This is a genomic window from Bradyrhizobium sp. CIAT3101 (assembly GCF_029714945.1).
Taxonomy (GTDB): Bacteria; Pseudomonadota; Alphaproteobacteria; order Rhizobiales; family Xanthobacteraceae; genus Bradyrhizobium.
Map to the genome: position 1 here is coordinate 6,246,966 of NZ_CP121634.1, position 13,572 is coordinate 6,260,537.

Annotated in this window: 12 protein-coding genes; 5 read left to right on the forward strand and 7 right to left on the reverse strand. The window is 63.2% G+C overall.

Features of this window, described 5'->3' with window-relative positions; genetic code table 11:
- Positions 1-17 precede the first annotated feature (17 nt).
- Both QA645_RS29500 and QA645_RS29505 read right to left on the reverse strand, forming a co-directional pair.
- Entirely contained in the window at positions 18-443 is a 426-nt protein-coding gene (locus QA645_RS29500; protein WP_283044905.1) for a hypothetical protein, read from the reverse strand.
- A gap of 158 nt (positions 444-601) precedes the next feature.
- Positions 602-1,486, reverse strand: coding sequence for a transglutaminase family protein (locus QA645_RS29505; RefSeq protein WP_283053403.1), 885 nt, complete (start codon positions 1,484-1,486; stop codon positions 602-604).
- A gap of 178 nt (positions 1,487-1,664) precedes the next feature.
- Here QA645_RS29505 and QA645_RS29510 point away from each other — a divergent pair, with 178 nt between their 5' ends.
- On the forward strand, positions 1,665-2,555 hold the full coding sequence (locus QA645_RS29510) for a transglutaminase family protein (protein WP_283044906.1): 891 nt from the start codon (positions 1,665-1,667) through the stop codon (positions 2,553-2,555).
- An 89-nt stretch (positions 2,556-2,644) separates the two neighbouring features.
- Here the strand turns inward: QA645_RS29510 and QA645_RS29515 are convergent, their stop codons facing one another.
- From QA645_RS29515 to QA645_RS29535, 5 genes are all read right to left on the reverse strand, one after another.
- On the reverse strand, positions 2,645-5,815 hold the full coding sequence (locus QA645_RS29515) for an efflux RND transporter permease subunit (RefSeq protein WP_283044907.1): 3,171 nt from the start codon (positions 5,813-5,815) through the stop codon (positions 2,645-2,647).
- Positions 5,812-7,185 carry an efflux RND transporter periplasmic adaptor subunit gene (locus QA645_RS29520; RefSeq protein ID WP_283044908.1) on the reverse strand — a complete coding sequence of 458 codons (1,374 nt, stop codon included), beginning with the start codon at positions 7,183-7,185 and terminating at the stop codon, positions 5,812-5,814. Before QA645_RS29520 ends, QA645_RS29515 begins: the two co-directional genes overlap by 4 nt.
- An 82-nt stretch (positions 7,186-7,267) precedes the next feature.
- Complete coding sequence (locus QA645_RS29525) at positions 7,268-7,660, reverse strand: FixH family protein (protein WP_254192772.1); 393 nt, start codon at positions 7,658-7,660, stop codon at positions 7,268-7,270.
- A gap of 103 nt (positions 7,661-7,763) precedes the next feature.
- The gene (locus tag QA645_RS29530) at positions 7,764-8,129 is read right to left on the reverse strand and encodes a hypothetical protein (protein WP_283044909.1); all 366 of its coding nucleotides are present in this window, start codon (positions 8,127-8,129) and stop codon (positions 7,764-7,766) included.
- A 130-nt stretch (positions 8,130-8,259) separates the two neighbouring features.
- A complete protein-coding gene (locus tag QA645_RS29535) occupies positions 8,260-10,239 on the reverse strand; it encodes a tetratricopeptide repeat protein (RefSeq protein WP_283044910.1) in 1,980 nt (659 codons plus the stop codon).
- Between the two features lie 174 nt (positions 10,240-10,413).
- Between QA645_RS29535 and QA645_RS29540 the strand changes: the two genes are divergently transcribed.
- From QA645_RS29540 to QA645_RS29555, 4 genes are read left to right on the forward strand one after another with little or no spacing between them, the layout of a single operon-like run.
- Positions 10,414-11,301, forward strand: coding sequence for a haloalkane dehalogenase (locus QA645_RS29540; protein ID WP_283044911.1), 888 nt, complete (start codon positions 10,414-10,416; stop codon positions 11,299-11,301).
- A 44-nt stretch (positions 11,302-11,345) separates the two neighbouring features.
- Positions 11,346-11,942, forward strand: coding sequence for a TMEM175 family protein (locus QA645_RS29545; protein WP_283044912.1), 597 nt, complete (start codon positions 11,346-11,348; stop codon positions 11,940-11,942).
- Between the two features lie 29 nt (positions 11,943-11,971).
- Positions 11,972-12,670, forward strand: coding sequence for an alpha/beta hydrolase (locus tag QA645_RS29550; protein ID WP_283044913.1), 699 nt, complete (start codon positions 11,972-11,974; stop codon positions 12,668-12,670).
- 36 nt (positions 12,671-12,706) lie between these two features.
- Positions 12,707-13,525: an alpha/beta hydrolase gene (locus tag QA645_RS29555; protein ID WP_283044914.1), complete on the forward strand. Its 819-nt coding sequence runs from the start codon at positions 12,707-12,709 to the stop codon at positions 13,523-13,525.
- Positions 13,526-13,572: the final 47 nt, after the last annotated feature.

Below are 13,572 nucleotides of genomic sequence, written 5' to 3' on the forward strand. Positions count from 1 at the left end.
GCTGGGTTTGACGCGCCCTACCGCTCCTCCGTCGGATGCACCCATTTATACGGCGTGATGCTGCGCGTTTCCGTCAGCTTGATCATGTGGACCGGCGGCGCGGAGCGTCCCTTGCGGCAGGACCGGCACTTCAGCGACGCCTCAAGCTTCCAGATCGGCGTATCGCGGGGACGGCGGATCGCATCGAGCGGCAGGCTCGCGCGCGTCTTGCACCTGACGCACTCGACCTCGAGCCAGCCCATGCCACCGTTGAGACACTGCGCGATGGTTGGCGACGGCTGCGCCGGACCGCCGTAACCTTCCATGCGCACCGACCAGGCTTCGGCCTCGGCACGATCGGCCTCGCGCACCGCCTTGCGCGCTTCCTCGCGGGCATGCTTGGCGGAAATTTCCGCGCCCATGATGCGGCCGCTCCAGATGACCTCGCGTGATTTGGTGCCCATGCCGCCACCAAAGCGAAGCGGAAGCGCGTTGGCAAATGATCGATGGCTAGTGGGTCGGATCCGCAATTCGACACTGCGGGTCGTGGGTGTGGACAACCGGCGTCGCGAATTAAATTCCTTCGCGCCGCATCCGCGCCCCCGATGGAAGCGACAGCGACCTAAATCGCAGCCGGTACGGAACGCGATGTGCGGTTCTGTTTCGCATCGATATACGGCTGGAGCGGTAAGACTTCACCAGCACGCACTTCTTCCGTCAGCACCTTGAAACGCGCGAGCTCCGTCGGCCCGAACGTCGTCGAGATCGCGACGTCGGCTGCGTCGCGACCGCGGGCGATGACAATTCGGCCGATACGGGGATGGTTGTGCCGTGCGTCGAAGGCGTACCACTGCCCGCCGACATAGGCCTCGAACCAGGCGCTGAAATCCATAGGCGCCGGATCGATGGGAACGCCGATATCACCCAGATAGCCCGTGCAATATCGCGCGGGAATGTTCATGCATCGACACAGCGCAATCGCCAGATGCGCGAAATCCCGACAGACGCCGACGCGCTCGTGGTGACATTCCGAGGCAGTGCGATCACCCCTGGCAAATTGATACCCGAACTGAATGCGATCGTGAACGTAATCGCAAATGGACTGCACAAGCTGCCAGCCGCCGTCGATCTGGCCGAACTTCGACCACGCCAGCTCTGTCAGCTTTTGCGTGTCGCAATAGCGGCTGCCCAACACATACATCAAGGCATCGTCCGGAACTTCGTTCAACGGCACCCGGGCGGCTTGCGGCATGACTGCATCCGGCACACCGTTGTCCTCGATCACGAATTCGGTGCGCAGCTCGATCAGACCTGCGGGTGCAACCAGACGCGTGCAAACATTGCCGAAAACGTCGGTGTAATCCCTGGTCCGAACATTCGGTGATACGCGGATGGCATGACCCGCCACGAGATCCTTGTGCCGGGACGGATGGACGGTCAGCATGAGCACCATGGGAACGTCCTGAAGGCACTTGAACGCGATATCGTAGCCTGCCCGGATTCTCAAAGCCGTCTCCACCGTGTCATCGTTGACCGTGACAGAAAGCGCGCTCACCTTCCACTTGTTCCAACAAGGCGCAAGCAAAACTGCTGAAATGAGAGGCAGTTGTGCGGCATGCACAATCGACTTAGGTCTGGAAGCGCCAGCCAGTCGTGGCAATATCCATGGCCCAGAGCGCAAAGTCATGCCCCTCTATACCGTCCATCATACCACGGCATATCGCTACCGCCGGCCCGTGAGGCTCGGTCAGCACCAGATGCTGTTCCGGCCGCGCGACAGCTTTGATCAGCGCTTGCTCGCCTGTCACCTCGAAGTGACCCCTGAGCCCGCCGAAGTTCGCTGGATCCACGACGTGTTCGGCAACTGCCTCACCCTGGTCGACTTCGACATCTCGGCTGAGGCGCTGGAGTTCGAAACGACAATTCATCTCGACCATACGCCGGAGAACACGCCCGACTTCCGGATCGAAGAGTATGCCAGGGAGCATCCCTTCACCTACGACCGCAGCGAACTGCCGGATCTGGAGCCGTACATCCGTCGCCATTTTCAAGACGACCGAACGGTCGACAATTGGCTGTCAAAGTTCATCGTGCCCGGCCAAAGCCAGCCCACCGGCCGACTGCTGATGACACTGAACGAAGCCATTTCCGAGGGCTTCTCATATCGTCGTCGAACAGCGCGGGGGACGCAGACGCCCGCCGAAACTCTGGGTCTTCAACAGGGGACGTGCCGCGACTTCGCACTGCTGATGATGGAAGCGGCACGCTCGCTTGGCTTCGCTGCGCGCTTCATGACCGGGTATATCTACGTCCCTGATCGCGACGGACCGGTCAGGCTTGGTGGTGGCTCGACCCATGCCTGGTGTTCGATCTACGTCCCGGGTTCTGGCTGGGTCGAATTCGATCCAACCAACGGCATCGTGGGAAACAGAGAGCTGATCAGGGTTGGTGTCGCCCGAAACCCGGCGCAAGCCATCCCGCTCTCGGGCAGTTTTTGGGGCGATCCCGATGACGAAGCCGGGATGGAAGTCACGGTCAATGTGAAATCAGAACCTGTCGGGCAAGCCCCTCCCTGAGTGACTATCAAGCCACTCCACATTCGATACTCGCCACCCGTCGCGTTTCTTTTCATGCCCGTACGGAGCTTGCCATGATGAGAGGATCCTTATTCAGCGGCTTGCGGGGTCCGCAGGAGAGATTCATCGTCAAGAGCATGTCGTTCAACGGGCGGAAGTCCCCGCCCCTTCACCAAGCCGAAAATCGCGGGGATCACGACGAGCGTCAGCAACGTCGATGACATCATGCCGCCGATCATCGGCACCGCAATGCGCTGCATGATCTCCGATCCCGTTCCGGTACTCCACATGATCGGCAGCAGTCCGGCCATGATGGCGACCACGGTCATCATCTTGGGACGCACGCGCTCGACCGCGCCCACCATGATGGCCTCGTGGAGATCGTGGCGCGTGAGGCGTTTCCCTTCGGCGAGGCGTCTTGCTCTCATCTCGTCCAGTGCATGATCGAGGTAGATCAGCATCACCACACCGGTCTCGGCGGCAACGCCGGCGAGTGCGATGAAGCCGACGGCCACGGCGACAGATAGATTGAAGCCGAGCCACCACATCATCCAGATGCCGCCGACCAGAGCGAACGGCAGCGACAGCATCACGATCAGGGTCTCGGTCAAGGCACGGAAGTTCAGATACAGCAGCAGGAAGATGATCGTCAGCGTCACCGGCACCACGATCTTCAGCCGGGCGGCGGCGCGCTGGAGATATTCGTACTGGCCGCTCCAGACCACGTAGGTGCCGGGCGGAAACTGGATGCTTTCCGTCACGGCGCGTTGCGCGTCGGCAACATAACTTCCGATGTCGCGATCCCTGATGTCGACGTAGACATAGGTTGCAAGCTGGCCATTCTCGGTTCGGATCGACGTCGGCCCGCGCGCAGGCTCGACCTTCGCGACTTCGCCGAGCGGCACGGCGCCCCCCGACGGCATCGGCACCAGGATGTCGCTGGCGATCGCCTTGGGATTGTCCCTGAGGTCGCGCGGGTAGCGCATGTTCACCGTAAAGCGCTGCCGCCCCTCCACGGTCGTCGTGACGGTCTGGCCGCCGAGCGCGGCCGCGATGGTGTCCTGAACGTCCTGGATCAGGATGCCGTAGCGGGCAAGCGCCTCACGATCCGGCACGATCTCGAGATAATAGCCGCCGATGCCGCGCTCGGCGTAGGCCGACGACGTGCCGGGGACCGCCTTGATGACCCGCTCCACCTGCTTTGCGAGCCGGTCGATCTCGACGAGGTCCGTGCCGATGACCTTGACCCCGACCGGGGTGCGGATACCGGTGGAGAGCATGTCGATGCGCGCCTTGATCGGCATGGTCCAGGCGTTCGAGACGCCTGGAAACTGCAGCGCCTTGTCCATCTCGGCGATGAGGCTGTCGACGGTGACGCCGGCGCGCCACTGCTCCTTCGGCTTCAGATTGACAATAGTTTCGAACATCTCGGTCGGCGCCGGGTCCGTCGCGGTGGCGGCTCGTCCCGCCTTGCCATAGACCGAGGCGACCTCCGGGAACGACTTGATGATGCGGTCCTGCGTCTGCATCAGTTCGGTCGCCTTGGTGACCGAAATGCCGGGCAGTGTTGTCGGCATGTAGAGCAGTGTTCCCTCGTTCAGGCTCGGCATGAATTCGGTGCCGAGCTGGCGCGCGGGCCATATCGTGACGGCAAGAACGGCGACAGACGCCAAGATCACCAGCGTCTTGGCGCCCAGCACGCCCCTGATCACGGGACGGTAGATCCAGATCAGGAAACGGTTGATGACGTTCTTGCTCTCCGGAACAATCCGTCCGCGGACGAAGATCACCATCAACGCCGGTACGAGCGTCACCGACAGGAGGGCCGCCGCAGCCATCGAGAAGGTTTTGGTGAACGCCAGCGGGCTGAAGAGCCTCCCTTCCTGCGATTCCAGCGTGAAGATCGGCATGAACGACACCGTGATGATCAGCAGGCTGAAGAACAGCGCAGGCCCGACCTCGGATGCGGCATCGATCAGGATCTGGACGCGCGATTGATCCGGCCTGGCACGCTCCAGGTGCTTGTGCGCGTTCTCGATCATGACGATGGCGGCGTCCACCATGGCGCCGATCGCAATCGCGATGCCACCGAGGCTCATGATGTTCGATCCCAACCCCAGCAGCTTCATGGCGCCGAATGCCATCAGCACGCCCACCGGCAACATCAGGATCGCAACGAGCGCGCTGCGGACATGCAGCAGGAACACGATGCACACGAATGCGACGACGATGCTTTCCTCGAGCAAGGTATGCTTGAGCGTATCGATGGCCGCGTAGATCAGATTGGACCGGTCGTAGACCGGGACGATCTCGACCGATTTCGGCAGGCTGGTCGCGATCTCCCTGAAGCGCTTCTTGACGTTCTCGATCACGTCGAGGGCGTTGACGCCGAACCGCTGGAGCACGATGCCGCTGGCGACCTCGCCCTCGCCGTTCAGTTCGGCGATGCCCCGCCGCTCGTCGGGACCGAGTTCGACGTTCGCGACATCCCGCAACAGCACGGGTGTGCCGTTGCTCGTCTTCAGCACGATGTTGCCGAGATCGTTGATGCTCTTGATGTAGCCCCTGCCCCGGATGACGTATTCGAATTCGGAGAGCTCGACGGTGCGGCCGCCGACATCGGCATTGCTGGCACGGATCGCATCCCGGATCTTCTGCATGCTGATGCCGCGGTCCCGCATCCGCTGCGGGTCGAGGATCACGTTGTACTGCTTGACGAAGCCGCCGATGCTGGCGACCTCGGCGACGCCTTCGGCCTTGGCCAACGCGAATTTCAGATTCCAGTCCTGAATAGTCCGGGTGTCGGCGAGGTTCAATTCCCTGGACATCACCGCGTATTGGTAGACCCAGCCGACGCCGGTCGCGTCGGGCCCTATGGTCGGGGTGACACCGGCCGGAAGCCTGGACGACGCGCCGTTCAGGAATTCGAGGACGCGCGAGCGCGCCCAATAGATGTCGGTGCCGTCCTCGAAGATCACGTAGACGAACGACACGCCGAAGAACGAGAAGCCGCGCACCACCTTCGATTTCGGCACCGTCAGCATCGCCGTCGTCAGCGGGTAGGTGACCTGATCCTCGATCACCTGCGGCGCCTGGCCGGGATACTCGGTGTAGACGATGACCTGCGTGTCCGAGAGATCAGGGATCGCATCCAGCGGAAGGTGAACCAGCGCATAGAGGCCGGCGGCGGCGGCAAAGCCGGTGCCGAACAGGACCAGCAGCAGATTGCGCGCCGACCAGGCGATGATCCGGGCGATCATTTGCGATCTCCCATCGCGCCGGCCTCGGTGGCCCTCGGCGCCGCTTCGGCAAAGCCCTTCAGCGCCGCCTTCAAATTGCTTTCCGCGTCGATCAGGAAGTTGGCGGAAATGACCACCGCCTCGCCGGCGCCAAGTCCTTCCCGCACCTCGATGTAGCCGCCGCCGCGACGGCCAAGCTTGACCTCCCGCGGTTCGAAGCGCCCTTCCCCTCTGTCGACGAGAACGGCCTGCCGGCTGCCGGTGTCGAGCACTGAACTGTCGGGCACCGCCAGGACGGGCGTGGCATCGGCCGTGTCGATGTCGGCATCGACATACATGTCCGGCAGCAGCATCGCATCGGGATTGGCGAGCTCGATCCGGACACGGACGGTGCGGGTGTCGCGATTCACCTGCGGATAGATCACGGCGATCTTCCCGGTGAAGCTTCGGCCGGGGAAGCTGCGCGCACGAACGACCACGAACTGCCCAACCGCGATATTGCCGAGATCGCGTTCGGCGACGTCGACCAGCGCCCAAACGACCGAAGTGTCCGCAATCCGGAACAGCACATCGCCGGGATTGGCTCGCATGCCTTCGATCGCGTTGCGCTCCAGGACGATCCCGTCGCGTGGCGCCGACCAGTTTATGGTCACGGGCGCGACGCGCGTCTTCTCCATCTCCGCGATGACGGGGTCCGGCACATCGAGATTGACCAGGCGCTGGCGCGAACCGCGGCCGTACATCTCGACGCCGCCAACCACTTTGGAGGTGATCGTCGCCAGATATTCCGCCGCAGCGGACGCGACTGCCGAGCTGTAGATGTCCATCAGCGGCTGGCCGGCTTTCACGCGGGTGCCGGTGGTCACATCGGCGACCTTCTGCACAAAGCTTTCGGCGCGCATCGCGATGACCGAGACGCGGCGCTCATCCAGCTGGATCGTACCGGGCGCCTTCACCGCGACGCGGATTGCACGTCGCTCGACAGCCTCGGACTTCACGCCCGTGCGCTGGATCTTGCCCGGCGAAAGCCTGACCGTGCCGTCGTCGGTATCCTCGCCTTCGTAGACGGGGATGTAGTCCATCCCCATCGAATCCTTCTTCGGCATAGGCGACGTGTCGGGCAGGCCCATGGGATTGCGGTAGTAGAGGATTTTTCGTGAGGCCGCCGGCTGCTGAGGCTTCGGTCCGGCCGGTACTGCCGCATCATCATAGACGGCCACATAGTCCCGCCCGCGATCGTCCTTCCTGGGCCCTGCGGACCACAGCGGTGCGCCACCGGGATCACGATAGTAGAGCGGCGTTGGGTCGGCGGCCCAGGCGGGTGCGATCCCGGCGTCGAGAGACAGCGTGCCGCCAAGCACAAGCATCGTCAGAAGACGCAGCGTTTTCATGTCGTTTACCCGCGCACCCGAGGCGCGCGTCCAGATGAAGGGAAAAGGGACTTCGGGCGCCGCCTTCGCGGCGCCCGAACGCTCACTTGGTCGCCGTCACGATCACCTTGCCGGTGACCGTCTCCGGTTCGCCCTGGACCTTCACCGACAGCGTCATCTGGTAGCGGCCTGCCATCGGCAGGTCGGTCTTGAAGGCGTACACGCCAGGCTCCCTGGATGGCAGCGGCGCAACGGCCGACTCCATCTCGGCCATGCCGTCCGGCGCCATGTCGACGCGGGTCTTGAAGATCACCGCGTCCGACACCGGCTTGCCGGTCTGCTTGTTGGTCAGGCGAACGGCGAGCATGACGTTCTCGCCCTTCTTCATCTCTGGCTTGACCGGCTCGAAAGCGTAGTCGCCGGCACCCGCGATGGCAGCCGACGTGGCAAGCGAAAGGGTGGCGGCAAGAGCCGCGGTCTTGAATTTGGAAGGCATTGTCCAGTCCTCATGAATTGATCTTCCGCCGTGGCGCATGGTGCGCGCACGTCAGTCATCGTCGCGCGCAGCCGTGCCGCGCGCGTCTTTTGGCTTCGGGAGATCAGACTCGAGGAGGCCGGAAGGGAGGACTACCGCCGCGATGAGAGACGACCTGATCCTCGGGGAGGGTCATCTTGCCGGCGGCAACGGCGAGAAATTCGAAAGCGACCGGACAGATGTCAGCAAGCGCGATGATCCCGCCGACGCAGCAGAAACCCATCCCGCATTTGTAGCCAACGGAGTGGGAGCCCGTCCCCTTCATGTCGGGACAGCAATCGTCCATCGACATGTCGGCGTCGCCATCCATGTGCATCGACATCTGCATGTCATGCGAGGACATCGCGGGGCTCGCCACGGACGCGCCAACCGGCAGCATCGCCAGGGATATGGCGATGGCGAATGCCAGCATGGTACGGACGAACCGCATCGAAAACGACTTACCTCTCGGGCCGGAACACGGCCTCAGTAGCATATTCGGGCACGGAAAACAGTCATTGATTATGGTCAAGGGTTCGTGACCGCCCCCTCGCCCATCCCGCACGCACCTCGCGAGCGAGCTACTGAGGGATATGCATCACCTTCGCCGCCTTTTGATAGATGCGCCTGAGGTCATCCACCAGGTGGAATGCATCTTCGAACTGCCTGAAATTGTAGGCGGGCTGCAGATGTCTGAGACGCGTCCATTCGGCGTCGGCTTCGTCCATTCGTCCGACCGTCGCAAGCGTCAGGACGGCGATCGCGCGCGCGTGGATGTGCGCGTTGGGTTGCTCGGCGCCACGAAGGGCAAAGACGGCCGCTTCCTCGGTTTTTCCCAGCCGCAGCAAGCCGAAGGTCCGTGCACCGAAGATCGCAAACAGCATCGGATCCAGCGGGCTGAGAAGGGCCGCAGTGTCCGCCGCCTCCACGGCGCGCTCGGGATCGCCGGTCTGACAATGCACCATGGCCAAGGAATAATGAGCCGAAGCGTAGCTCGGGCTGAGACGCGTGGCCTGCTCAAGCGCGGTAATTGCACTCTCGTGGTCTCGTCGAAGCCACAGCGCCCGCCCCATCGCCCAGTGCGCCGCCGGGTCGCCAGGGTCCACCTCCAGTCCCCGTCCAGCCGTGCTCAGAGCCAACGCGATCTCCTGCTCGCGTTCGCGCGTTTTCAGCACGAAGGCATTCTGGAAGTGCGTGAAGGACAAGCCGGCATAGCTTCGCGAAAAAGTCGGGTCGAGCGTGATGGCCTGATGGAAGAACGTTTGCGCCTCGCGATTACTCTCGCTCGTGAACCGGTACATGTTGGCGAGGCCGCGATGATACGCCTGCCATGCATCGAGCGAGGTCGGAGGCATCAGGAGCGCGCGGTTGCGTTCAATGATGTGAATCTCCGCATCGAGACCTGCCACGATCTGCGAGGCCAATGGGTTTGCCGCGGAGAAGGCGTCGCCGATATTGCAGGAAAATTCATTGGCCCAGAAGATCCGGCCGCTCGCAGGCTCAATCAGCTCGATTGATGCGAGATACTCCGTTCCGTGGCGCTGCAGGCGGCCGCTCGCAACGTATTGCGCGTTGACGCGGGTGGCGGCCACGGCCGGCGATTGATCGCTCAATGCGGAGGCCGTGCTCCAGGCAATCGTGCTGACACTGCGCAGCTTGGCGATGCCGAAAATGACGTCGCTGGTCACGCGGCGGGCGTCGGCGGCCTCCTCGGGCGTCGCGCCCGCGAACGGCATCACGAGGAGGGTCGGCCTGCGCGTACGCGCCGGCTGCTGGTGGCTCGCCGCATCGATGGGGGCGCCCTGACGGATCGCCTGGACGGGCTTGGCACGCTGCTGTTGCGCCGTCGCAAAGGCCGACCTGAGCGATGCGGAGTCGATGCCCTCGCTCTGAAAGCGTTTGACGGACGCGTCGATCTGTTGCCTGGCCTCGGCATGGAGCGCACTGGTCGTCAAGGCGCGAACAAGCGCGACATGTGCCGATTCATCGAACGGCGCGACCTCGATGAGCTCCCGCAACACGTCAATGCGATCCTCAGGCGGCAATAGCGCGCCAAGGCGTTCCAGCAGTTGCTGGCGCAATTGACCAAAGCGGTGGCGCTGGCCCGCGAGCCAGTTTTCGAACGATGGAGCCCTTTCGACCGAGAGACCTTCGAGAAAGTCGCCGCGAAACAGAGCGAGCAGCGACCGAAGATCGCTTGTCGACCCACTGCTCAGCGTCGCCTGGGTCTCTCGCACAACCCTGAGAGCATCGACGTCGAGCGCATCGGCTTCGATCTGAACCTGCTTGCGATCAGCGATCAGTCGTGTCGTCACCGGGCAGTCGACCAAGGACCGCAGCTTGGTCAGGCACCATCGCAACTCGCCGCGCGGGTCATCGGCGACATCCCAAAGCAGCTCGCACAGCTTTTCGCGGGAGACAGGTCGCCCCGTTACCGCAAGGTAGGCCAGGAGCGCGCGGACCTTGCGCGAAGGCGGCTGGGGCAGCGGGCTTCCATTCCGGATGACTTGCAACGGGCCCAGCAAAAGCACGCGGTCCGCCGACGGGCTCGCCATTTCCATGATCGCTCCAACGCTCGCTCCAACGATGGCGGCCTACAGCAGGAGGTCTTGGACATCGTGTGACATCAGCGAAGTTAGCATGGCCCGCGTTTCACGCGAAAGAGAAACCCCCAGCCTCATCAGCCATTTAGCGGCGATTTTGATAACAGTCGTGCGATCTCGGGAGAAGCAATCATGACATCCGCGGCATTCCCTTACAAAAAACAGCGGTGCAAGGTTCTTGGTCGTGAGATGGCGTATGTGGAGGTGGGCCAAGGCGACCCCATCGTCCTGCTGCACGGCAATCCAACCTCGTCCTATCTGTGGCGCAACGTGTTGCCGCATCTGGAACCGCTCGGCCGCTGCATTGCGCCCGACCTGATCGGCATGGGCGACTCCGACAAGCTGCCCGACAGCGGGCCCGGCTCCTACCGCTTCGTGGAGCACCGCCGTTACCTCGGCGCCCTGCTCGCGGCGCTGAACGTGCACGAACGCGTGACCTTGGTGATCCACGACTGGGGTTCCACCCTCGGCTTCGACTGGGCCAACCATCATCGCGAAGCCGTGAAGGGCATCGCCTATATGGAAGCGATGGTGGGCCGGCAATATTGGGACCATTGGGACAAGTTCGGAATGCGGCCCGTCCTGGAGGCGCTTCGCTCCGAGGCCGGCGAGCAGATGGTGCTGCAAGACAATTTCTTCGTCGAGAAGGTGTTGCCGGGTGCGATCCTGCGCAAGCTCACGGACGCCGAGATGGCGGAGTATCGCCGGCCCTTCACCGAACCCGGCGAAGGCCGGCGGCCGACGCTGACGTTCCCTCGGGAAATCCCGATCGAAGGCGATCCCGCCGACGTCACGGCGGCCGTGGATGCCTATGCGGACTGGCTCAAGAGCAGCCATGTGCCAAAACTGTTCCTGAAGGCGGAGCCCGGCGGCATCCTCGCGGAAGGCAAGGTTCTCGAACAGGCCCGAAGCTTTCCGGCGCAGACCGAAGTCACGGTCAAAGGCGTCCATTTCGTCCAGGAGGATTCGCCGGACGAGATCGGCAGCGCCATCGCGGCCTGGATGAAAACGCTGCGCTGACCGGCGGCCGCCCTTATCGATGACAGAGCCGACGGCGCGCGGTGATGACGAGCGAAGAAACAGTGACGCCCGACAGGATGAACGCCTTCTCCGACGGCGTGTTCGCGGTGATCATCACGATCCTCGTGCTGGAGCTGCGCCCTCCCAAGGAGGCGAGCTTCTCAGCGCTGCTGGCGCTGTGGCCGACTGCGATCAGCTACGCCATCAGCTACCTCTTCATCGCGATCGTCTGGGTGAACCATCATCACCTCCTGCGGTTTCCGGACGTGGCGACGCACCGCCTGATCTGGGGAAACTTTGCGCATCTGTTCGCGGTGTCGCTGATGCCGTTCGCAACGGCATGGATCGCCAGCACGGAGTTGGGCGCCGTTCCGGTCGCCTTCTATGCAGGCGACTTCTTTCTGGTCAATGCGACCTATCTGCTGCTGTGCATCGAGGCCGTGGACAGGTCCGCGCCACATAAGGTCGATCCGCGAGCGCGCGCGATGATGCGCATGCGCTCGCTGGCAACACTGGCGGTCTTTGCCGCCGCGGGCGTCGTCGCACTTCGTTACCCGATCGGCGGCATGGCGATGATCTGCCTTTGCCTTGCCGTTTACCTGAGCCCGGGGGCGCCGGGCACCGCGCGTCAACTCACGTAACCCTGCGTCTTCTGAAGAGGAATGTTTCCATGGTGGAATCGAAAACTGCGCCGACGTTCGTACTCGTTCACGGAGCCTGGGCGGACGGCTCGAGCTGGCGCAAGGTGATCGAAGCACTCGAGGCCCGCGGCGCGAAGGCGGCGGCCGCCCCTCTTCCGCTCACGAGCGTGTCCGACGACATTCGCGCCCTGGATCGCCGCCTCGCAAAGATCGAGGGGCCGGTCGTGCTGGTCGCGCACGCCTATGCCGGCGCCGTGATCTCGGGTTCGAAGAACGCGCGCATCAAGGGCCTGGTCTTCGTCGCCGCACTGGCGCCCGACGAGGGTGAGACCGTCGGCGACGTGTTCGGCCGAGGCAAGCCGCATCCGAACGCGCCGCAATTGGCACTGGACGGTGACGGCTTCATCTGGTTGCCGGACAGCGCGTTTGCGAGTGCCTTCGCACAGAACGCCAGCGCGACGGAGAACGCCCTGTTCGCCGCCGTGCAGCGACCGATCCATGGCGCCTGTCTGCAGGAGAAGGCCGCAAAGCCGCTCTGGAAGACCTTGCCGTCCTGGTACCTGCTGGCGGAGCAGGATCGCATGATCAACCCGGAGACGCAGGCCTTCATGGCGCAGCGGATGAAGGCCACGATCCGGCGGCTGGATGTCGATCATACGCCGATCGCGACCGCACACGCGCATGTGGTCGAATTGCTGCTCGAAGCCGGCAAAGCCGTCTCGGCCTGATTTGATCGATCGCACGCGAACGTAAGGAGCAATCCGATGAGTCCAATCAAGTACCGCACAGTCGAGGTCGACGGCCTCAAGGTTTTTTATCGTGAGGCGCCGAACGCCGGTGCGCCGAAACTGCTTCTCCTGCACGGCTTTCCCACGTCAGGCCACATGTTCCGTGACCTGATGCCGCGGCTCTCCGACAAATTCCATCTCGTCGCGCCGGACCTTCCCGGCTTCGGCCTCACCGAGATGCCGCCGCGGGACAATTTCGCCTATACGTTCGACAACATCGCGCGCGTGATCGATCGCTTCACCGAGGTCATCGGATTCGATCGCTTCGCGCTCTACGTTTTCGACTACGGCGCGCCGACGGGCTTTCGAATGGCCGTACGCCATCCCGAGCGCATCACTGCGATCATATCGCAGAACGGGAACGCCTACGAAGAGGGCCTCAGCGAGGGCTGGACCCCGATCCGGGCCTATTGGGAAGACGCGTCCGAGGCCAACCGGAAAACGCTTCGCGCTTTCCTCACGCCCGAAACGACAGGCTGGCAATACACGCACGGCGCACCCGATCCGACGAGCGTGTCACCGGACGGTCAGAACCTCGACAATTACTATCTGGCCCGGCCCGGTGCCGATGAGATTCAGCTCGACCTCTTCGGCGACTACAAGAGCAACGTCGCGCTCTACCCCACCTTCCAGGGCTACTTCCGCACGCACAAGCCGCCGTTCCTGGCAGTCTGGGGCAAGAACGATCCGTTCTTCCTTCCGCCGGGCGCCGAAGCGTTCAAGCGCGACATTCCGGAGGCAAACATCCACTTCTTCGATACCGGTCATTTCGCGCTGGAGACGCACTGCGCCTAGATTGCGGAGGTCATCAGCGATTTCATCGACAAGCAGGCGCGCAATTA